Raw genomic sequence first — 19,539 nt, forward strand, 5'->3', positions numbered from 1 at the left:
TGAGTCAGCGCGGCTTGCCGAACACCTGGGTCCAGTAGATCCCCGCGTCGCTGCGCGGGTCGATCGCAAAGGCCGCGCCCAGTTCGGTGAAATCCGGATTCATGATGTTGGCGCAGTGCCCCGGGCTCGCCAGCCAGCCGGCCATCGCCTGCTTCACGCTGCCCTGCCCGGCAGCGATGTTTTCGCCGATGCGCCCCCAACGATAGCCTTGTGCGCTGGCACGGGTGCCGACATTGCCGCCATCGAGGTCCTGGTGGCCGAAATAGTTCTGCTTCGCCATGTCCTCGCTGTGGCCCCGGGCGGTCGTGGCCAGCACAGCGTTCCAAGTGAGCTCAGGCGCGGCGTCGAACGTGCGCTTACCGCAGCGGCGTGACGCGGCCCTGGCCCCGTTGACCTGCGCCAGCAGCTCGCGACCGGCGGCCTGCCAGTCGCCCAGATCGGAGGAAAGCTGCGGGCGCGCCAAGACCACTTGCCAGGTGTCGCCACGGCGCGACACACCCACCTCTGCGAAGCGCGCATCGGTCAGGGCGCTGCAGTAACGCGAGCCGATCGCCATCATGGCCGCCTCGGCGTTCTTCGGGCCGGAAACCGCGATCGCCTGAAGGCTGGCGGCGCGGTATCCGGCACGCTGCAGATCGGCCTGGGTCTGCGCGCCGGAACTGACCTGCAACCCGGCCAGACGCTCGTCGGGCGCCAGCGGGCCGGCCGCCTCGACCGAGGCGCCATTGCAGGTCTGCGCGGAGCTGCGGTAGTCGTTGATCAGGCTCACGAGCACATCGGCGTCGTCGGCGTGGACGCCGGCTGATCCGATCAGGAGGCCTACGCCCAATAGACAGGCGACAGGATGGAAAATTGAGGTCGGCACAGCGGTACTCCATGCGGGTTGCGGTAGCCGGGCCCTGCAAGCGCAGAACCCGCTACAACTGACCCCAACCGCCGACGGGCTATCCGCGTCGATGCACGCCCTAGTGAAGCGTGAAGCGCTGCTGTTGGACGTCCTGCGAATCCAGGCCGATATAGAGGTTGAAGTCGCCGGGTTCGGACGTCCACTGCAGCGAAGCGTTGAAGAACCGCAGGTCGGCCTCGCTGATAGGGAAGCTCACCTGGCGCGACTCGCCGGGCTCCAGCGTCACCTTTTCGAAGCCCTTGAGTTCCTTCTTCGGCCGGCTGATCGAGCCGGTAATATCCTGAAGGTAGAGCTGCACCACCGTGGCGCCTTCACGTGTGCCGATGTTCTTCAACGTCACGCTGGCGGTCAGCTGCCCGTCGCGGCCGAGGCGGGTGTCGGACATCCGGATCGGCGAAAGGCTGAATTCGGTGTAGCTCAAGCCGTAACCGAAGGGATACAGCGGCCCGTTTTCGATATCGAAATAGCGCGAGGTGTACTTGCCCGAGCCGGTCTCGTCGGGCTTGGCCGGCCGGCCTGTGTTGAGCTCGCTGTAATAGAGCGGGACCTGCCCGACTGAACGCGGGAAGGTCATCGGCAGCTTGCCGGAGGGGTTGTAGTCGCCGAACAGCACATCGGCGATGGCGTTGCCGCCCTCGGTGCCGCTGAACCAGGTTTCCAGAATGGCGCCGGCATTCTCGTGCTCCCAGTTCAGGGTCAGCGGGCGGCCGTTCATCAACACCAGCACCAGCGGCTTGCCGGTCGCCTTGAGCGCCCGCAGCAGCGCCCTCTGGTTTTCCGGGATGTTCAGATCGCTGCGACTGGCGGACTCATGGGCCATGCCGCGCGCCTCGCCGACCGCCGCGATGACCACATCGGCCTGGCGTGCGGCCTCCACCGCTTCGTCGATCATCGCCTGGGCGGGCCTGGGGTCGACCGGGCTCTCGATCTCGGCGTCGTTGACGAAGCCCAGCACCCGCGGATCGTCGCTGATGTTGGCGCCACGGGCATGGAGGATGCGCGCCTGGTCGCCGACCGCGTTGCGCAGCCCTTCGAGCAGGGTGACCGCCTGCTCCGCGCGCCCGGCCGCCGACCAGCTGCCAATCATGTCCAGCTTGCTGTCGGCCAGCGGCCCGACCAGCGCCAGGGTGCCCTGCCGGGCGAGCGGCAGCGTCTGCGCCTCGTTCTTGAGCAGGACCATCGCGGTACGCGCCACCGCCCGCGACTCGGCGCGGTGCAGGCGCTCCTCGGCGTTGGTGTCGACCGGGTCGCTGGAGGCCGGGCCCAGGTGACGGTAGGCATCGGCGAACAGCCCCATGTCCCATTTCACCCCGAGCACGTTGCGCACGGCCTCGTCGATGTGCGCCTGCTGGACTTCGCCCCTGCCGAGCAGACCCGGCAGGTGCAGCCCGAACATGCGGTCGTGCATGTCCATGTCGATGCCAGCCTCAAGCGCCAGCTTCGCCGTCTGCGGCTCGTTGGCCGCCACGCCATGCTCGATCAGGCTCTTGACCGCCCCGTGGTCGCTCAGCGTCACGCCGCCAAAGCCCCATTGCTGGCGCAGCAGGTCGCGCAACAGCCAGCGGCTGGCGGTCGCCGGTTCGCCATTGACGGCATTGAGCGCGACCATCACCCCGCCGGCACCGGCATCCACCGCCGCCTTGTAGGGCGGCAGGTAATCCTGGTGCATGCGCTGCGGGCTCATGTCGACGGTGTTGTAGTCGCGCCCGCCTTCGGCCGCGCCATAGAGGGCGAAGTGCTTGACGCTGGCCATGATGCGGTCCGGCGCGGACGGATCCTCGCCCTGATAGGCCCGCACCATTACCTCGGACATCTTCGAGGTGAGGTAGGTGTCTTCGCCGAACCCTTCGGACACACGCCCCCAGCGGGGGTCGCGGGTAATGTCCACCATCGGCGAGAAGGTCATGTTGAGCCCGTCGGCGGCGGCTTCGATCGCCGACACCCGGCCGCTCAGCGCCACGGCCTCGAGGTCCCAGCTGGCGGCGAGCCCGAGGCTGATGGGGAAGATGGTGCGATGACCATGGACCACGTCGTAGGCATAGAACAGTGGGATCTTCAGGCGGCTGTGCTCGACCTGATCCTGCATGCGGCGAATATCGGGCTTGGTGACCGTATTGAACATGCCGCCAACCTGCCCCGCACGGATCTGCGCCATGGCCGTCTCGCGGGGATAGTCGTCGCCAATGCTGACGAGGTTGAGCTGGCCGAGCTTCTCGTCGAGGGTCATCCGGCCGAGCAGGTCGTCGATGAACGCCTGTTTGTCCTGCTTCGCCTCCGCGGGCGCCTGGGCCTCAACCGCCATCGAAAAACCGACCAGGCAGGCCAGAACGCCGACCACGCAACGCTTATGCATTTTTATTCCTTTGCCCTGAATACGTTCCCCGGACGCCCGGGTTGATTGCAGGCCGCTCGCGCGGCGCGGGCCATTCTCGATTAAACCCGTTTCGGCCTCCACGTCTTTTTGCACCACCGCGAACGGAGCCACGTCGCCGGACCGACAGCCCGTCCGTCGGGCCGCCGCTCCCCCAGCGCTGCGGTCACCACAACGTCATCTTCGCGCAGCAGCCTGAAGCCACCAGCACGAGTGGCGGAGGCGACAATGACTACCCAGACCCACGCGCTACCTGTACAGCACGACGAACCGGCGGCGCGTCCGTGGCTGTCCTGGCTGATCGTCGCCTGCCTGATCTACCTGCTGCTGGCCGCGGTAGGCGCGATCGGTGACGGTTTCAAGGTAGCCACCGGCGACAACGCCAAGGAACTCTTCGCCTTCGCCACCAACCCGTTCGTGGGTCTGATGATCGGCCTCGCGGCGACCGCGCTGATCCAGAGTTCGAGTACCGTGACCTCGATCGTCGTCGGCATGGTCGCCGGCGGCCTGCCGATCGCCATCGCCATTCCCCTGATCATGGGCGCCAACATCGGTACCTCGCTAACCAGCACCCTCGTCAGCCTCGGACATATCCGCCACGGCGACGAATTTCGCCGCGCCTTTTCCGCCGCCACGGTGCACGACGCCTTCAACCTCACCGCAGTGACCCTGTTGCTGCCGCTAGAATTGCTATTCCATCCACTACAACGGATATCCGAAGCGATCGCCGGACTGCTGGTGCACGACGCCAGCGTCGACATGAAAAGCGTCAATTTCATGAGGGTACTGCTCGAGCCGGCCAGCTCGGCGCTCAATGCCAGCGTCGCCTGGCTGCCCAGCCAGACCTGGACCGGCGTCGCGCTGATCCTGATCGGTATCGGCCTCATCCTTTTCGTGGTGTCGACCATCGGCAGAGTGCTGCGCCGGGTCATGGTCGGCCGCGCCAAGGATATCCTGCACGCCAGCGTCGGCCGCGGCCCGCTGTCGGGCATCGGCTCGGGCGCGGTTATCACCGTGCTGGTGCAGTCGTCCTCGACCACTACCGCGCTGATCGTGCCGCTGGCCGGCACTGGGGTATTCACCCTCAAGCAGGTCTATCCCTTCACCCTGGGGACCAATATCGGTACCTGTGTGACCGCGCTACTGGCGGCGACCGCCATTTCTGGCCCCACCGCGGAGCTCGCGATGCAAATCGCGCTGGTGCACCTGCTGTTCAATCTGCTGGGCATCCTGCTGATCTACGGGTTGCCCTTCCTGCGCGGCGTGCCGCCGATGATAGCCAACGGCCTGGCCAGCCTGGCCCAGCGCAGCAAGCTGTACGTCGCGGCCTACATTGGCGGATTGTTTTTCGCCCTGCCCCTGGGCCTGATCGTGGTTAGCCAGTTGTGAAAACCGACCGAGGAGCTCAGCGATGAAAAGCCAGCGCCACATCGAAACACGCGCCCGTATCCGTGAACTGCGCGCCTCGGTGGACGATCTGCAGGCCAAGCTCGCCGACCTCGAGGCGGACGAACAGGCCCAGCACCAGCAGATCGAACAGCTCGACCAGTACATCGACGCGGTGGATACCAAATTCAGCAGCGTTCAGCTGTTCTGGAACACGCTCAAGCAGGAATGGCTCAAGCCGAAGGGCTGACGAGGACGCACCATGACGGGCACTACCTGGATGACGACCCTGGCCGTTGCGCTGGCCGCTGCACTGCTGGGAAGCAGCAATGCTGCGGCTACGGACGAGCAAAAACCGATTCGCGCCAACGGCTCCAGCACCCTGTTCCCGGTGACCCTCGAAGCGGCGCGGCGTTTCCAGCGCGCGCAGCCCGGCAGCAACATCCAGGTCGAGTTTTCCGGCTCCAGCGCGGGGTTTCGCGCCTTCTGCCGCGGCGAGATCGATCTGGCCAACGCCTCGCGGGAAATGAATGAGGACGAACAAGCCGAGTGCGAGAAGAATGACATCGCCTACCGCCGGCTGCCGGTGGCGATCGACTCCATCGCCATCGTGGTCAACCCGGCCAACCGCTGGGCCGACGACATCACCGTCGAGGAACTGAAGAAACTCTGGGCACCCGAGGCCGAAGAGAAGATAACCACCTGGAAGGCGATCCGTGCGAGCTGGCCCGACGAGCCTATCGAACTCTTCGGCAGGGGCCAGGATTCGGGCACCTACGATGTGTTCACCGAGGCCATCATCGGCCAGGCCCACCGCAGCCGGCACGACTACCAGGCCAGCGAAGACGAAGAAGCGCTGGCCAGGGGCATCGCCGATTCACCCAATGCGCTCGGCTTCTTCGGCATCGGCGCCTATCACCGGCACTGGGATGAGCTCAAGCTGATCGCCGTCGATGCCGGCAAGGGCCCGGTCTACCCGACACTCGCCACGGTCGGCAGCGGCGACTACCAACCGCTGACGCGCCCTCTGTACCTCTACGTCAACGAACGCAGCTTCACCGGCAATCCTCGGCTGAGCGAGTTTCTCACCCACTACCTGACCCACCTGCGCAGCTGGATCCACTTCACCGGATTCATGCCGCTGGAGGAAGGCGGCTACCAGCAGAGTCTGCAGCTACTCGTCCCCAGCGACCACGCCGACGCCAGGCTCCCCGTCCCTGAGACGCCATAGACCCTGCATCCGACCTACGGATCGAGTCGCCTGCGCGCCCAAGTGGTCCAACGCTGAGTCCCCACACAACCGAAAGAGGTGATCTATGGGCCTGTTCGATAGGATCAAGGAGAAGCTTGGTGTCAGCAACGAGGCGCAGAAGAAGGCCGAGCTGCAGAACCCGGAAGCACGCGACAACCCTTCGACCGATCCGGTGATCGACTCGGAACGCCCCACGGCTGCGCAAAACGCCACCACCGGTCCGGGCCAGTACCTGGACGAGAACGCCAGTAGCCAGAGCGCCGCCGCGGGCGCCGCCGCGCCGGTGAATACCACGCCGGTAGACGTGACCGCCCACCTGGACGATCTGGCGCAACAGCACTGGGAAAAGCTCGACTGGCGCAACTCCATCGTCGACCTGCTCAAGCTGCTGGGCCTGGACAGCGACCTGGAGACGCGCAAATCGCTCGCTACCGAGCTTGGCTGCCCGCCCGAGAAGATGGCCGATTCGGCGCAGATGAACATCTGGCTGCACCGCGCCGTCATGCGCAAGCTGGCGGAGAATGGCGGTACCGTCCCGGAAGAGCTCGCTCGCGCCGCTGACTGAGATGCCTTGCGAGCCGGGGCCAACCGGTCCCGGCTCGCCTGGAGCTGCCCCTGCCCCTGTCCGTTTGCTAGGCTGCGCGCTTTCCCCGGATCGCGTGCCCCATGAGCCTTTCCGACTTTCTGCTGTTCGCTCTGCCTGCGGTCTTTCTCACCGGTCTGTCCAAGGGCGGCTTCGGCGGCGCGCTGGGCGGCATCGCCGTGCCGTTGCTGGCGCTGGCCACCTCACCGAAACAGGCGGTGGCGATCATGTTGCCGATCCTCTGTCTGGCCGACGTGGTGGGCCTGAAAGCCTATTTCGGCAAATGGGACGTGGCCAACCTCAAGGTCATGCTGCCCGGCGCCCTGATCGGCATTCTCATCGGCTCGCTCACGTTCGAATTGCTCAACGAGAACCTGATCGGCCTGCTGATGGGCGTCATCGCCGTGTCGTTCGTGCTGCTCGGCCTGCTTAACACCGGCCAGACGCCACGCCCGCTGCAGCGCGGACGCGGCACCGCCCTGTCGACCCTGGCCGGGTTCACCAGCTTCGTCGCCCACGCCGGCGGGCCACCCGTGATGATGCACCTGCTTCCGCAGCAACTGGAAAAGCTGCGCTATGTCGCCACCATCAACATGTTCTTCCTGCTGACCAACGCGATGAAACTGATCCCCTACACCGCGCTAGGCCAGTTCAGCCGGGAGAATCTCCTGATGAGCCTGATGCTCGCGCCCATCGTGCCGTTCGGTGTCTGGACCGGCCTCTGGTTGCAATCGCGGATCAACCACACCTGGTTCTATCGCATCGCCCGACTGGGAATGCTCGCCGCTGGCGTGCAGCTGATCTGGCGCAATCTCTAGGAAGCCTGTCGAGAGGCGGCTCACAGCTGGCGAACGAAGCCTCTTTTCCTGCCCGGCGAACTGGAGGATAGTCGCGCCCGCCAACCACTCTGCAACCCAAGGACGGACATGGAAAACATCTACCAGGCACCTGCCTCCGAGCTGGTGGAACCGACCACCCACAACGCCTTCTTCGTGACGTCGATACGCAAGCTGGTGGTCCTGTACTTCGCGACCTTCGGTCTCTACGCCTGGTACTGGGTCTACAAGCAATGGCAAGCGTACCGGGCTAACACGGGTGAAAGGGTCTGGCCGGTCGCCCGGGCGCTCTTCCAGATATTCTTCATGCATTCGCTGGGACGCGCTATCTCCCGGCGGCTGGAAGTAGAGGGGCTTGGACGATGGGACTACGGCGCTAACGCAACGGCCTACGTCGTGCTGGTGATCGCTTCGACAGCGCTCAACTTCGTCGTTGGCGGCGAGGCGCCGGGAATGCTCAATCTGCTGACCATTCTGGTCTCGCTGGCGTGCATGCTCCCGCTCACCGCCTTCCAGAAAATGGCCAACCAGGCCTGCGGCGACTCGCTCGGACAAGGCAATGCCAAGTTCAGCTGGGCGAACGTGCTCTGGATCCTGCTTGGAGTGATCTTCTGGGCGCTGACCATCGCCGGCTTCTTGCTGGGCTGATACCCAGCGCGAATTTCGCAAACATGAAAAAGGGGCTGCCAGGCAGCCCCTTTTTTCGTTGCTTACCGGCAGCCTTCAAGCGGCAGCGGCGAACAACGCACGACCATGGTCCAGACACTGGTCCACCAGCCATTTGCCATGGGCGATCGAAGCCCGCTGGGCCTGTTCCAGCTCCGCCAGAAAAGCGTGCTCGACCGGTAACGACATGCGTCGACTGGTGCGTCCGTCCGGCGCGCTGATTCGGCAGCCACCCGCCCAGGGCATCGGGCTACCAACGTGCTCGACGACGTCGGCGATGATGGTGTGGTCGCGGTAAGTGCATTGCATCGTGCTCATGAGCTGACCCTCGCTTTCCAGGGCCTCCTCCGGTACGAACAACATTGCTGCTTGCCCCAGCACAGCCGGATGGATAGGCCTGTATCCGCGTGACCGCGGTTAGCCATCGCAGCGGTCGGGCAAGCACCGCCACGACGGATATTCAGGCTGCGCCCCTGTCCGGTCCGATGCAAGGTCTCTCCGACGGATGCGTCAATCGCCGTCCAGCGATGGGCCGATCATTCGCGCCAGCTGCTCGTACACACCCGGTGCGGCAACCAGGTAGGGGTTGCCGTGCAGCAACCCGTCGTTGCGAAAGAAATCGTTGATGCGCCCGCCGGCCTCCTTGACCATCACCACCCCGGCCAGGCAATCCCAGCTCTTGAGATGGGTCTCGTGATAGCCGATCAGGCGTCCGGCCGCGACATAGGCGGTCATCAGGGCACCGGAGCCGTTGCGGAAGAACATCCCGCCTTCGGCCAGCAGCTTTTCAAGAAAGGGAATGAAGTTGCCCTTGCCTTTGCTGTGAAACGTCCCGGTCCCCATAACGCCCTGCCCCACATGGGTTGCCTCGCTGACCTTGAGCGGCGTCTCGTTGACGAACGCGCCGCGCCCCCGACAGGCATGGAACAGCTCGTCGTGATTAGGATCGGCGATGGCGCCGAGCACCGGCTCGCCATCGACCAGCAGCCCGATCGACACGCACCAGTTGTGCAGGCCGTTGAGGAAACAGGCCGTGCCGTCGATGGGGTCGATCACCCACACGCAGCGGGCACCCAGATCGGCACCGCCGCCCTCTTCGCCCAGCAGCCCGTCCTCGGGAAAGAGCCTGGCGAGTTCGGCACGAATGAACAGCTCGATTTCCTGATCGGCGGCGCTCACCACGTCCTGCAGATTGCCCTCCTTGTGCTCGACGATCAGCTCCTCGCGGCGCGCGTAATAGGCCATGCCCTTGCGGGCGGCCTCTTGGGCGATGGCCCGCGCACTGGCATAGCGTGCGTCGAGATCCAGGGATTGCTCTGTGCTGGTATCCATGAGTAAACCTGTTGCAGATGGAGGGAGACTGATGCGGATTATCGCGCGAGCAAGCGTCTGTGGGGAGCGAGCTGTCGCACCTTGCCTATCGTCGTGGGATCAGTGAGTGACTGCTCCAAGATCGCTCGCCCGCCGTACCAGCAGAATGAACCCGATTGCCGCCAAGGATGTGGTCGGCTGCGATGCCGACCCGGCAAAAGCTTCGGCGCTATTGGCGTGCTCCAAGCGGATAAATCCCTGTCCGGCTGCTCGGCTGACTCAGGGCACGTGCTGCCCTTGAGAGAGCGATGGCGGGAACAGAAGCAACCCTCAGCTCATGTTTTCGTGCAGCCGCACGTTGAGCTCGTCGACGATCGGCGCCCACTCGGCATCCTCTAGCAACTCGTCCTTGAGGAAGGCGCGCTGGGATTCGTTCAAGAACGGCGCCTCGGACACTTTCACGTCGTCGGGCAGCGGGTAATGCTGGGCGATGAACGCGTCGATACTGTCCGGATCGGAAGGCAGCCCGAGCTGCTCGAAAAGCGTGCCCAGGTCTTTGTTGGGTAGTTCCATGTCGATGTCCTCCAGGTATGGGTCGATTGACGCGCGGCGCCTACAGTGTCGTTATTCAGAGGCCGGCCCACACGCAACAGTTCCGGTGAAGGGACGGGCGTGGCCGTTATCGGAGAAAGCCTTTAGGCTCTGGAGCAATCCCCAGGCGAAGGCAGAGACATGCACATTCTTCTTTGCGGCAGTTTCGACGCATGCGAACGCGACCAGTGGCTGCGGGTGCTGCAGGCGCAGATTCCGGATGCACACTGGCACCTCGACCCCAGAGCGGCGGCTGAACGAATAGAGGTCGCGGTGGTGGCCAACCCGCCGCCCGGTTCGCTGCAGGGTCTGCCCGCGCTGCGCCTGATCCAGTCGCTGTGGGCCGGGGTTGACCGGCTGATGGTGGACGACAGCCTGCCTGAAGGTGTGCCGGTGACGCGGATGGTCGATCCGTACATGAGCGCGGCGATGGCCGAAACCGCTGTCTGGGCCAGCCTCTCGCTGCATCGTGGCTTCTTCGCCTATCAGCGCCAGCAACGCGAGGGCGCTTGGCGTCAGCTCGAACAGCGCCGGGCCTGTGAAGTGCAGATCGGGGTGCTGGGGATGGGGCAACTGGGCCGCCGCGCCGCACGGCAGCTCGCCGCGCTCGGTTACCGGGTGACGGGCTGGAGCCAGCGCACCGCCGCGGCCGAGCCGGGTATCGACACCTGCAGCACGGACCAGGCGCTGCAGGAGCTGCTGCCGCAGTGCGATATCCTCATCAACCTGCTGCCGCTGACGCCGGCGACCCGCGGCCTGCTGAACCGGCAGCTGTTCACCGCGATGCGCCGCGGCGCCGGTCTGGTCAATCTCGCGCGCGGCGCGCACCTGGTCGAGCACGACCTGCTACAGGCCCTGGACGAAGGCCAACTCGGCCACGCCGTGCTCGATGCCTTCATCGAGGAACCGCTGCCGACCGGACACCGCTTCTGGCAGCATCCGCAGGTCACCCTGCTGCCCCATGTCGCCGCGCTGACCGATATGCGCAGCGCCGCCGAAGCGGTGGCGGCCAACCTGCAAGCGCTGGCCCGTGGCGAACCGCTGAGCTATCTGGTCGATCGCCAGCGAGGTTATTGATCGCCTTCCCGTCAATGGGACCCGGCGTGAAGCACCCGTCTGACGGGTGCGCTGCTCTGCCGCCAGATAGGTGGATGCCCTTGCGCACCGGAGCGATTAGAATTCCCGCGCTACGCCAGACTCCTGAGCTTCATGAGAGCTGGCCCCTTTTACCAACAGAGATCAGCCATGGGCGCACAGTGGAAAGCCAAACATAAGGAAGCGGCGGCCAACGCCAAGGGCCGCATCTTCGGCAAGCTGTCGAAGGAAATCATGATCGCCGCCCGCAGCGGCCCCGACCCGGACATGAACCCGCGCCTGCGGCTGGTCGTCGAGCAGGCCAAGAAAGCCTCGATGCCACGCGAGACGCTGGAACGCGCCATCAAGAAAGGCGCTGGGCTCCTCGGCGATGCCGTGCAGTTCGAACGCACCACCTACGAAGGTTTCGCGCCTCATCAGGTGCCGCTGATCGTCGAATGCCTGACCGACAACATCAACCGGACCGTCGCCGAGATTCGCGTGCTGTTTCGCAAGGGCCAGCTTGGCGCGTCCGGCTCGGTCGCCTGGGATTTCGACTATGTGGGCATGATCGAAGCCTCTCCCGTAGCCGATGCCGATCCGGAACTGGCGGCAATCGAAGCCGGCGCCCAGGATTTCGAACCGGCTGAGAACGGCGCGACGCTGTTTCTCAGCGATCCGACGGACATGGACGCGGTCTGCCGTGCCCTGCCCGCCCATGGTTTCAATGTGACCGCCGCGCAGCTCGGCTACCGGCCGAAGAATCCGGTGAGCCTGTCCGGCGCCGAACTCGAAGAAGTCGAAGCCTTCCTCGAGGCGATCGATGCCCACGACGACGTGCAGAACGTCTACGTAGGTCTGGCGGGCTGAACCCGCTCATCTGCGAACCTCGGAGCGACCCAGGTCCCCCGAGGTCGCAGCGGCGACTCCCACCCAGAAGGGAGCGCCCCGCTTGCCGCGCGTGTAAACCATCGATTCGTTACCTGCGAGGTTTACCATGGCCACTACATCCGCCGACATCTGTGCCGCCGCCGACCAGCTCAAGGGCTTCGTCGGTTTCAACGGCAAGACCGGAACCCACATCGTCCGCTTCAGCGAAGACTCCTTCGGACTGGACGTCGCCGAAGACAGCATCGCCCCCACCTGTGAATTCGTCTGGCAGCCTCAGGGCAACGGCCTGATGACGCTCAAGCGCGAGCTCATCCAGCTGCTGCTCGACCAGAACATCCACGACCGCCTCGGCATCGGCGAACCGCTGATGCTCTACATGCGCCGCCAGGAATTGCCGGAAATCACCGCCGAACGCTTGCGCCGCTGAGGCCTGAGACGTCCTCGATCCCGACGCGCTCCGGACCTGCTGCAAAGCAAAATGACTAAACGGTCACAAATTTACTCCTAGAGCTGACGGCAAGGCTGCAGCAAGCCGGGGGGCGCGCCGATAACGAAGAACAATTCCAAAAAGGGCACCCCCGTGCCCGCCAACGAGACGCGCCTATGAAAAACCTCAAGGTAAGCTACAAGCTGGGCCTGGGCTTCGCCGCCGTGTTGCTGCTCACCCTCGCGACAGCGGGTATCGGCATCCAGGGCCTGGACATGCTGATTTCACGCAGCGACAAGGCCCAAACCACCGCGCTGATGCTGGACAAGGCCAATGACATCCGCCACGCACAGATGACATTCGAGTCCACCAGCGATCCGAAGCAGGTGGAAAGACTCGATGCGCTGGTGGCCGAGATCATTACGATGATCAACGAGGAAAAGCGCAAATTCAGCGATCCGAAAGACCTCCGCCTTCTGGACTCCATGGCAGCCGAAACGCTGAACTACCAGAAGAGCTTCAAGGCACTGGTCGCAGCAAAGGAGCTCAAGGTCGCAACGCGTCGCAATTGGGTGGCCTCAGGCGACACCGCCGACAAGCTCATCGCAGCGTTGGATGCGCGCTGGAGTGGGGCCATCGATAACCCGGTGGTCCATCAGGACCGCGAGACCGCGTCGCTCGCGCTGCAGGTCGCCAACCTGTCCAGGCAGAACCGCCAGCTGCGCTTCACCGTCCGCGGTTACCTGCTGGACGAGTCGGACAAGTCGCTGCTGCTCCTGCAACAGCAGTTCCAGACCATGCGCGATGTCATCGACATGCTGGCCCAGGAGCTGGTAGGCCCCCAGGCGCAGAGCCTGCAGGCGATCAAAGCCGCCGCCGAGGAATACATCGGTCTGGTTGAAAAATTGCCGCCGATCGTCGCCAGCGAACGCAAGGCACACGACGAAATGGCCAGCAACTTCGAAAATTTCTATACCGCTGCCGCTGGAATCGGCGCCGTTCAGAACGCCAAGCGCGCCGAAGATGCGGCCTCAAGCAAGCTGCGCATGCTCGGCGCGACCCTCCTCGCCCTGCTCGCCGGCGTGATGATCAGCTGGTGGATGGTGCGTCAGATCACCCAGCCCCTGAGTCAGGCGGTGCGTATAGCCGAGGGCATCGGGGCGGGCGACATGACCAGTCAGCCCACCGAGAAGCGTGGCGACGAATTCGGCCTGCTGCTCGATGCCATGAGCCGTACCCGCAGCAATCTGCGCGACCTGCTCGCCCAGATCGGCGGGATCACCACTCAGCTCTCCGCAGCGGCCGAGGAACTCTCGGCCGTTACCGAACAGACCAGCGCCGGCGTCAACAACCAGCGCATGGAGACCGATCAGGTCGCCACCGCGATGAACGAAATGGCCGCAACCGTGCACGAAGTGGCACAGAATGCCGGTGAAGCCTCCGAAGCCGCACAACGCGCCGACCGCCAGGCCGCCCAGGGCAACACCGCAGTCAAGCGTGCCCTGGCGCAGATCGAAAAGCTCACCAGCGAGGTGACGCTCTCGGCCGAAGCCATGGGTCGCCTGAACCAGGAGAGCGCCAACATCAGCACCGTGCTGACGGTGATCAACGGTATCGCCGAGCAGACCAACCTGCTGGCGCTCAATGCGGCGATCGAAGCGGCGCGTGCCGGCGAAGCCGGTCGCGGTTTCGCGGTGGTGGCCGACGAGGTGCGCGGCCTGGCCCAGCGCACCCAGCAATCCACGGCGCAGATCGAAACGCTGATCGGCAGCCTGCAGAAGGGATCCCAGTCCGCCTCAGGCATGATGCAGAGCAGCAGTGCGCTGGCAGTCGAGACGGTTGGCCTGGCGCGCACCGTGGGCGAGGAATTGGAGGCGATCACCCAGACCGTTTCGATGATCCAGGCCATGAACATGCAGATCGCCACGGCGGCCGAGGAGCAGAGCTCGGTGGCCGAAGAGGTCAACCGCAGCGTGCTCAACGTGCGCGACGTGGCCGATCAGTCCGCCGCCGCCGCCGAGGAAACCGCCGCCTCCACGGTCGAACTGGCGCGGCTCGGCAACGAGCTGAACCTGTTGATCGGACGCTTCAAGGTCTGAGGGGAAGCAGGTTTCGCCTCAGGCGAGGCGAAGCCTGCCGAACAACCAGCCACCGAACACGTTGATCAGCAAGCCCAGCATCACCAGCAGCGCCCCGGCCATCTGCAACGGGCCGAGCGCTTCACCCAGCAACACTGCCGACGAGCTCAGGCCGATCACCGGCACCAGCAGCGAGAACGGCGCCACCTGCCCCGCCGGATAGCGCGACAGCAGGCGACTCCAGAGGCCGTAGCCGAGAATGGTGGCACCGAACGCCAGGTAGGCGAGCACCAGGAACGAGTTCCAGCCGAAATGGCGCAACGAGGCCTCGATCTGCTCAGGCCCCTCGAGGAACCAGGACATCGCCAGGAACGGCAGCGGTGGGATCAGGCTGCCCCAGACCACCAGCCCGACCAGATTCACCTTGCCCACCTTGCGCGTGACGATGTTGCCCATCGCCCACATCGACGCCGCGCCGATGGTCAGCAGGAAACCGGTCAGGGTCGTCCCCCGCTCGCCCTGGGAGCCGATCAGAAACAGGCCGGCGGCGGCCATCACCAGCCCCAGCAGATTGGCCGGCCGAATGCGTTCGCCAAGGAACATCGCCGCGAAGAACAGCGTGAAGAAGGCCTGCGACTGCAGCACCAGCGAAGCCAGGCCCGCCGGCATGCCCTGATTCATCGCCGAGAACAGGAAGGCGAACTGGCCGAACGAGATGGTCAGCCCATAGGCCAGCATCCAGCGCAGCGGAACCTGGGGACGTTTGATGAAGAACACGGCCGGGATCGCGGCGAGCGTGAAACGCAGCGCCCCCAGGAGCATGGGCGGCATGTCATGCAGGCCGACCTTGATGACGACGAAATTCATCCCCCAGACGACGATGACAACGAGGGCGAGCAACAAATCCTTGGGCGCCATCTCGGGCTCCGGGCAGAGAAAGAAGACCATTAGAACGGCCCAACCGCCCGGCGCGCCCGGTACAGTCGCAGCGGATTTTTGCCATACAGTGCCGGCCGCGACAGCAGTGAGCGGCGGGGCTAGAATTGCAGAGCCACTACCAACGGGACCGTTCCATGAGCGACAACGCTAAAAGCAGGATTCCCTACAGCCAGCGCGAGCAGGGTTATCGTGAAAAGGCGCTGAAGATGTACCCCTGGGTCTGCGGGCGCTGCGCCCGCGAATTCTCGGGCAAGCGCCTGAGCGAGCTGACCGTGCATCACAAGGACCACAACCACGACAACAATCCCGAAGACGGCTCCAACTGGGAGCTGCTTTGCCTGTATTGCCACGACAACGAACACTCGCGCTACACCGACAACCAGTATTTCGCCGAGTCGACCCCCGGCGCGGACCAAGGTCCCAAAACCACGTTCAAAGGGCTGGCCGGTCTGGGCGATCTGCTCAAGGGTAAGCAGTAGCCCGCCAACCTGAAGCGGCGAACCGGGTCTGCTGGGCCATGGGTTCGCCGCTCCCGTTCGGCTATATCGCCGACAAGGTGCGGTACTCGTCCTGGGCATGCTGATCGGTCATGCCGCTGATGAAATCCTGCAGCATCCGGCAGCGGTGATAGAACTCCCATAGCCCCGCGTCCGACCCGTGCCCCTCCACCTCCTTGAGCGCCTCGTGATACGCCTTGACCTGCTGGCTCGGCAGGCGGCGGGCAAGCATCTGCAGATGCGGCTCGCGGCGGCAGCGGCCTTGCGTCAACTCGGCGAAGATCTCCGGCGAGACGCGCAGCAGCGGCGCGTAGAAATCCAGCAGGCCCTGCAGGATGCGATAGCCCTGCAGCTGCAGCGTATCGACTTCCGGATGGCAGAAGACCCGCTCCATTGCCACATCCTTGAAGGTCTGGACGATGGCATTGGGTAGGCTGTCATCTTCCATCAGGGCGCGGTCGAGAGTGCCCTCGTACACCGCCTCGATGTTGTCGATGAACTGCCGGGCCGCGTGCTGCACCAGCGGGTGGATCATGTTCACCCGCAACCAGATGAAAAACTCGCTGACCTTGTTGATCGGCTCGTTCTGCGAACGCTTCAGCGCATACTGGACGAGTTCGCGAAAGGACTGCTGCTTGCCGGGAACGGGTTCGTCGGGCGACTTGTGCTCGGCGAACTTCTCGACCAGCAGGTGCGCCAGCTGCTCGATGCCGAGGATGCCCTTCTCCACCGAGTCCTCGATGTCGGCCAGGCAATAGGAAATGTCGTCCGCCGCCTCCATGATGTAGGCCACCGGGTGACGGGTCCCGTCCGGCATGCCTAGCGCCGCGCGCAGCTCGGTGATGAAGGCCTTCTCGCTCAGGTAAAAACCGGGCTTCTTGTTCAGGTAGGCGCTGGGGCTGCCCTTGTCCGGCTTGGGCAGGTAGGCCGGGCGCACGTATTTGATCAACCCGGCGGTCTGGGTATAGGTCAGGTTCAGCCTCAGCAGCTTCACCACCAGGCGAATGGCCTGGGCGTTGCCCTCGAAGCTCTTCAGGTCAGTGAGCATGCGCTGGCGCAGCTCGGGATCGCCCTGCCCTGGCGGCACAGCGGTGGCGAACAGCGAATCCAGCGCGGCGCCGAACCAGTCGCCAATGGCATATTCGCCGAAATGCCCGAACGGCGGATTGCCCACGTCATGCATCAGGCAGGCCATCTCCACCAGTGTCTCGAGCGCGCCATCGAGCCCGTCGAGGCCGAACCGCCCGGCGCGATCGCCCAACTGCTTGTACAGCGTGCGCACGATGAAGCGCCCGGTCTGCTGGACTTCCAGCGAATGGGTCAACCGGCTGCGCACCGCGGCGTTGCGTTCGAGCGGAAAAACCTGGGTCTTCTGCTGTAGCCTGCGCACCGCGGCGGAGTTGATGATGCGGCCTCGATCGCTTTCGAGCTGGTCGATCAGCGCGCCGACGGCCCCCGCATCGAGCATGCCGGGGTCCGACTTGCCATGCGGTCGCTGGCGGGAGATTTTCTGTTTGAAATCGACGGGACCCTGCATCGTTGCGCTCGCTGACTATGTACCGAGCCCGCAGCCTAGCGCGGGTTGCCCATGCAACCAAGTACACCTCGCCCACCATCGACGGAGCGATCAATGAACCGAGCCACCTTTCATCAGCAACAGGCCGAACGCGCCACGGCCGAAGCCCAGCGCCTGCTGGACCAGCGCGAAGCCATGGGCCCCCGTTGGCTCGCCTGGTTGGCGACGCAACTCTACGGGCTGGGCCCGCCCGAGTTCGCCGCCATGGTCCGACGCGAACTGCAGCGGCTCACCGGGACGCCTGAATGAGCGAACGGCTGGTAAGCTCGGGTTTTACCCCTGGAGCCGATCCCGTGCACTGGCCATCGACCGGACCTTTCATCCTCGAACGGCCTCGATCGCTTCCCGGCGAGGGCAAGCTGTCGGCGATCGATAAACGCATGGCCTTGGGCAGCGTATGGCTTGGGCATGACGGCCTGACGGGCGATCGGGTGGTCGACCGTCGTTATCATGGCGGCCCGGACCGCACCGTCTGCCACTTCCCGGCGCAGCATTACGACAGGCTCGGCCGGCAGTTTCCCATGCTCGCCCGCTGCGCAATTCCGGCATTCGGCGAGAACCTCTCCACCCACGATCTGGACGAACAGGCGGTGTGTATCGGCGACCGCTTTCGCTGGGGCACTGCGGTCATCGAGATCAGCCAGCCCCGCGTGCCCTGCGTCAACCTCGATCGCCGTCACGCCGCGCCGGGCCTGGCGCGCGCGATGGCCCAGGTCGGACTGACCGGCTGGCTCTACCGGACCGGGATGGAAGGCGCGATAAATCCAGGGGATGGCCTCGAAATCATCGAACGACCGCTGCCGACGCTGACGGTCGCCTCGGTGTGGCGCGCCTACATGGACGAGAATGCTTCGCTCGCAACGCTTGCAGAACTGGCACAGGCACCGCTGCTCGCGCGCCAGCTGCGCCAGGTGTTTCGCCAGCGACTGGATACTGCATGTGCCAGGCGTGATCAGACCCGCCTGTTCGACTAGGCCATCTCCTCGCGCAACCGACGCAACAACTCAGCCGCCGGCAGTTCACGTGCGAGGGGCGCGCCCTGCCCGGCCCACTGCGCGGCGAATTGGTGGCTGCCGCCCGTGCTGGCCGCGGCATGCAGCGCTTTGGCCGCGTCATAGGCGATGGGGTAATCCGGTAACGTCGGAGCACCGGGACCACCGATTTCTTGGTACATACGGTTGGGCAGGCCACGGGCAGGCCGCCCGGATATGTTCGATGTGATCTGCGTATGGGCTGCGCGCTCGCTCTTGAGCGCGTCACGGTAGGCCGCATTGGCTGCCGATTCCGGACAGAGAATAAAGGCCGTGCCCAACTGAACGCCGGACGCACCCAGCGCCAGGGCGGCCTTGATGCCCTGCCCATCCATGATGCCACCGGCGGCCAGGATCGGCAGGCGTGTCCGGGTGGCGAGCAGGCGTACCAGGGCAAAAGTGCCGATGCCGGCGTCGAGGGAAGTGTCGTCGAACACGCCACGATGCCCTCCCGCCTCGATGCCCTGGGCGACGATCCCATCGATATCGGCCCGTTCGATCTGCTCGGCCTCCTGGAGCGTAGTGGCACAGGCAAGCAAGCGAATTCCCGCAGACTTCAGTGCCTCGATAAAGGCGGTAGGGGGCAAACCAAAGTGAAAACTGACAACGGCTGGCCTCTCCTCCAGGAGCATGGCCAGCATCGCCTCGTCCTCGACGAAGCTTCGGTAGATCTCACGCAGGTCATCAGGTGGCGCCGCGCCGAATTCGGCGAACCAGGGCTTCAGATAGGTTAACCAGGCGGCCTCACGGTCGCCTTCGGCGCGCGCCGGACGGTGACAGAAGAGATTGACGTTGAATGGCTTGTCGGTCAGCCCCCGCGTCTCCCGGATCATCGCCCGTGCCTGCTCTATGGTGCTGGCCCCCACGCCTATCGAGCCGAGCCCACCCGCCTCGCTGACCGCAGCGGCCAGCCTGGGTGTGGACACGCCCACCATTGGCGCCTGGACGATGGGAGTATCGATGCCAAGTAACTTCACGAGCGTGACCACAAATGTCTCCTCGAACCAATTCCTGGCGAGCAGCTTATCTCGGTTGCCCAACGAACACGACAGAACCGCGACACGATATCCACGCTGGCGAACTCACGGCGGTCACTTGCAACCGAGACGACGGACATAACTTT

The 19,539-nt window shown here is 64.7% G+C and carries 21 protein-coding genes; 13 read left to right on the forward strand and 8 right to left on the reverse strand.

From position 1 onward, the window contains the following. Nucleotides 1-4: 4 nt before the first annotated feature. Together G7026_RS12655 and bglX are read right to left on the reverse strand one after the other, a co-directional pair. The gene (locus G7026_RS12655) at nucleotides 5-865 is read right to left on the reverse strand and encodes a CAP domain-containing protein (RefSeq protein ID WP_181071277.1); all 861 of its coding nucleotides are present in this window, start codon (nucleotides 863-865) and stop codon (nucleotides 5-7) included. A 100-nt stretch (nucleotides 866-965) separates the two neighbouring features. Next, the gene (gene bglX, locus G7026_RS12660; protein ID WP_181071278.1) at nucleotides 966-3,260 is read right to left on the reverse strand and encodes a beta-glucosidase BglX; all 2,295 of its coding nucleotides are present in this window, start codon (nucleotides 3,258-3,260) and stop codon (nucleotides 966-968) included. A 246-nt stretch (nucleotides 3,261-3,506) separates the two neighbouring features. On the opposite strand from bglX, the gene G7026_RS12665 reads away from it, so the two are divergent. The 6 genes from G7026_RS12665 to G7026_RS12690 all read left to right on the forward strand — a co-directional run bounded on the left by G7026_RS12665 (nucleotide 3,507) and on the right by G7026_RS12690 (nucleotide 7,983). Beyond that, on the forward strand, nucleotides 3,507-4,667 hold the full coding sequence (locus tag G7026_RS12665; RefSeq protein ID WP_181071279.1) for a Na/Pi symporter: 1,161 nt from the start codon (nucleotides 3,507-3,509) through the stop codon (nucleotides 4,665-4,667). A 22-nt stretch (nucleotides 4,668-4,689) separates the two neighbouring features. Beyond that, the gene (locus G7026_RS12670; protein WP_181071280.1) at nucleotides 4,690-4,914 is read left to right on the forward strand and encodes a hypothetical protein; all 225 of its coding nucleotides are present in this window, start codon (nucleotides 4,690-4,692) and stop codon (nucleotides 4,912-4,914) included. A gap of 12 nt (nucleotides 4,915-4,926) precedes the next feature. Next, the gene (locus G7026_RS12675; RefSeq protein ID WP_258190265.1) at nucleotides 4,927-5,895 is read left to right on the forward strand and encodes a PstS family phosphate ABC transporter substrate-binding protein; all 969 of its coding nucleotides are present in this window, start codon (nucleotides 4,927-4,929) and stop codon (nucleotides 5,893-5,895) included. 85 nt (nucleotides 5,896-5,980) lie between these two features. Continuing rightward, on the forward strand, nucleotides 5,981-6,481 hold the full coding sequence (locus tag G7026_RS12680; protein ID WP_181071281.1) for a DUF3597 domain-containing protein: 501 nt from the start codon (nucleotides 5,981-5,983) through the stop codon (nucleotides 6,479-6,481). Nucleotides 6,482-6,582: 101 nt separating this feature from the next. Further along, a complete protein-coding gene (locus G7026_RS12685) occupies nucleotides 6,583-7,317 on the forward strand; it encodes a sulfite exporter TauE/SafE family protein (protein ID WP_181071282.1) in 735 nt (244 codons plus the stop codon). Nucleotides 7,318-7,425: 108 nt separating this feature from the next. Beyond that, nucleotides 7,426-7,983 (forward strand): MFS transporter permease, encoded by a 558-nt coding sequence (locus tag G7026_RS12690; protein ID WP_181071283.1) that lies wholly within the window; start codon nucleotides 7,426-7,428, stop codon nucleotides 7,981-7,983. A gap of 75 nt (nucleotides 7,984-8,058) precedes the next feature. Here G7026_RS12690 and G7026_RS12695 read toward each other — a convergent pair whose 3' ends face one another. From G7026_RS12695 to G7026_RS12705, 3 genes are all read right to left on the reverse strand, one after another. After that, a complete protein-coding gene (locus G7026_RS12695) occupies nucleotides 8,059-8,319 on the reverse strand; it encodes a hypothetical protein (protein ID WP_181071284.1) in 261 nt (86 codons plus the stop codon). 192 nt (nucleotides 8,320-8,511) lie between these two features. Next, entirely contained in the window at nucleotides 8,512-9,333 is an 822-nt protein-coding gene (locus G7026_RS12700; RefSeq protein ID WP_181071285.1) for an inositol monophosphatase family protein, read from the reverse strand. 309 nt (nucleotides 9,334-9,642) lie between these two features. Beyond that, complete coding sequence (locus tag G7026_RS12705; protein ID WP_181071286.1) at nucleotides 9,643-9,885, reverse strand: DUF2789 domain-containing protein; 243 nt, start codon at nucleotides 9,883-9,885, stop codon at nucleotides 9,643-9,645. A 159-nt stretch (nucleotides 9,886-10,044) separates the two neighbouring features. Here G7026_RS12705 and G7026_RS12710 point away from each other — a divergent pair, with 159 nt between their 5' ends. From G7026_RS12710 to G7026_RS12725, 4 genes are all read left to right on the forward strand, one after another. Further along, nucleotides 10,045-10,980: a 2-hydroxyacid dehydrogenase gene (locus G7026_RS12710; protein WP_181071287.1), complete on the forward strand. Its 936-nt coding sequence runs from the start codon at nucleotides 10,045-10,047 to the stop codon at nucleotides 10,978-10,980. A 168-nt stretch (nucleotides 10,981-11,148) separates the two neighbouring features. Further along, nucleotides 11,149-11,847, forward strand: coding sequence for a YebC/PmpR family DNA-binding transcriptional regulator (locus tag G7026_RS12715; RefSeq protein WP_181071288.1), 699 nt, complete (start codon nucleotides 11,149-11,151; stop codon nucleotides 11,845-11,847). 127 nt (nucleotides 11,848-11,974) lie between these two features. Next, nucleotides 11,975-12,295, forward strand: a complete 321-nt coding sequence (locus G7026_RS12720) for a DUF2025 family protein (protein WP_181071289.1) — start codon at nucleotides 11,975-11,977, stop codon at nucleotides 12,293-12,295. Between the two features lie 176 nt (nucleotides 12,296-12,471). After that, nucleotides 12,472-14,394: a methyl-accepting chemotaxis protein gene (locus G7026_RS12725; RefSeq protein WP_181071290.1), complete on the forward strand. Its 1,923-nt coding sequence runs from the start codon at nucleotides 12,472-12,474 to the stop codon at nucleotides 14,392-14,394. 18 nt (nucleotides 14,395-14,412) lie between these two features. Here G7026_RS12725 and G7026_RS12730 read toward each other — a convergent pair whose 3' ends face one another. Continuing rightward, nucleotides 14,413-15,291, reverse strand: coding sequence for an EamA family transporter (locus G7026_RS12730; RefSeq protein WP_181071291.1), 879 nt, complete (start codon nucleotides 15,289-15,291; stop codon nucleotides 14,413-14,415). 155 nt (nucleotides 15,292-15,446) lie between these two features. Here G7026_RS12730 and G7026_RS12735 point away from each other — a divergent pair, with 155 nt between their 5' ends. After that, nucleotides 15,447-15,791, forward strand: a complete 345-nt coding sequence (locus tag G7026_RS12735; protein WP_181071292.1) for a YajD family HNH nuclease — start codon at nucleotides 15,447-15,449, stop codon at nucleotides 15,789-15,791. 61 nt (nucleotides 15,792-15,852) lie between these two features. Here the strand turns inward: G7026_RS12735 and dgt are convergent, their stop codons facing one another. Then, nucleotides 15,853-17,346: a dGTPase gene (dgt, locus tag G7026_RS12740; RefSeq protein ID WP_181071293.1), complete on the reverse strand. Its 1,494-nt coding sequence runs from the start codon at nucleotides 17,344-17,346 to the stop codon at nucleotides 15,853-15,855. Between the two features lie 93 nt (nucleotides 17,347-17,439). On the opposite strand from dgt, the gene G7026_RS12745 reads away from it, so the two are divergent. Both G7026_RS12745 and G7026_RS12750 read left to right on the forward strand, forming a co-directional pair. Next, on the forward strand, nucleotides 17,440-17,634 hold the full coding sequence (locus G7026_RS12745; protein WP_181071294.1) for a hypothetical protein: 195 nt from the start codon (nucleotides 17,440-17,442) through the stop codon (nucleotides 17,632-17,634). 44 nt (nucleotides 17,635-17,678) lie between these two features. Continuing rightward, a complete protein-coding gene (locus tag G7026_RS12750) occupies nucleotides 17,679-18,359 on the forward strand; it encodes an MOSC domain-containing protein (protein ID WP_308811799.1) in 681 nt (226 codons plus the stop codon). Here G7026_RS12750 and G7026_RS12755 read toward each other — a convergent pair. Next, complete coding sequence (locus G7026_RS12755; protein WP_308811800.1) at nucleotides 18,356-19,405, reverse strand: NAD(P)H-dependent flavin oxidoreductase; 1,050 nt, start codon at nucleotides 19,403-19,405, stop codon at nucleotides 18,356-18,358. The two genes, G7026_RS12750 and G7026_RS12755, sit on opposite strands and share 4 nt — an antisense overlap. Between the last annotated feature and the right edge of the window lie 134 nt (nucleotides 19,406-19,539).

The sequence above is a fragment of the Stutzerimonas azotifigens genome (assembly GCF_013522725.1).
In the GTDB taxonomy this organism is placed as follows: domain Bacteria; phylum Pseudomonadota; class Gammaproteobacteria; order Pseudomonadales; family Pseudomonadaceae; genus Stutzerimonas; species Stutzerimonas azotifigens_A.

Coding starts and splice junctions, on each gene's coding strand:
- G7026_RS12725 (WP_181071290.1), top strand. CDS start 12,472: ATGAAAAACCTCAAGGTAAGCTACAAGCTGGGCCTGGGCTTCGCCGCC.
- G7026_RS12710 (WP_181071287.1), top strand. CDS start 10,045: ATGCACATTCTTCTTTGCGGCAGTTTCGACGCATGCGAACGCGACCAG.
- G7026_RS12730 (WP_181071291.1), bottom strand. CDS start 15,291: ATGGCGCCCAAGGATTTGTTGCTCGCCCTCGTTGTCATCGTCGTCTGG.
- G7026_RS12695 (WP_181071284.1), bottom strand. CDS start 8,319: ATGAGCACGATGCAATGCACTTACCGCGACCACACCATCATCGCCGAC.
- G7026_RS12715 (WP_181071288.1), top strand. CDS start 11,149: ATGGGCGCACAGTGGAAAGCCAAACATAAGGAAGCGGCGGCCAACGCC.
- G7026_RS12735 (WP_181071292.1), top strand. CDS start 15,447: ATGAGCGACAACGCTAAAAGCAGGATTCCCTACAGCCAGCGCGAGCAG.
- G7026_RS12685 (WP_181071282.1), top strand. CDS start 6,583: ATGAGCCTTTCCGACTTTCTGCTGTTCGCTCTGCCTGCGGTCTTTCTC.
- G7026_RS12665 (WP_181071279.1), top strand. CDS start 3,507: ATGACTACCCAGACCCACGCGCTACCTGTACAGCACGACGAACCGGCG.
- G7026_RS12745 (WP_181071294.1), top strand. CDS start 17,440: ATGAACCGAGCCACCTTTCATCAGCAACAGGCCGAACGCGCCACGGCC.
- G7026_RS12690 (WP_181071283.1), top strand. CDS start 7,426: ATGGAAAACATCTACCAGGCACCTGCCTCCGAGCTGGTGGAACCGACC.
- G7026_RS12675 (WP_258190265.1), top strand. CDS start 4,927: ATGACGGGCACTACCTGGATGACGACCCTGGCCGTTGCGCTGGCCGCT.
- bglX (WP_181071278.1), bottom strand. CDS start 3,260: ATGCATAAGCGTTGCGTGGTCGGCGTTCTGGCCTGCCTGGTCGGTTTT.
- G7026_RS12705 (WP_181071286.1), bottom strand. CDS start 9,885: ATGGAACTACCCAACAAAGACCTGGGCACGCTTTTCGAGCAGCTCGGG.
- dgt (WP_181071293.1), bottom strand. CDS start 17,346: ATGCAGGGTCCCGTCGATTTCAAACAGAAAATCTCCCGCCAGCGACCG.
- G7026_RS12680 (WP_181071281.1), top strand. CDS start 5,981: ATGGGCCTGTTCGATAGGATCAAGGAGAAGCTTGGTGTCAGCAACGAG.
- G7026_RS12670 (WP_181071280.1), top strand. CDS start 4,690: ATGAAAAGCCAGCGCCACATCGAAACACGCGCCCGTATCCGTGAACTG.
- G7026_RS12700 (WP_181071285.1), bottom strand. CDS start 9,333: ATGGATACCAGCACAGAGCAATCCCTGGATCTCGACGCACGCTATGCC.
- G7026_RS12720 (WP_181071289.1), top strand. CDS start 11,975: ATGGCCACTACATCCGCCGACATCTGTGCCGCCGCCGACCAGCTCAAG.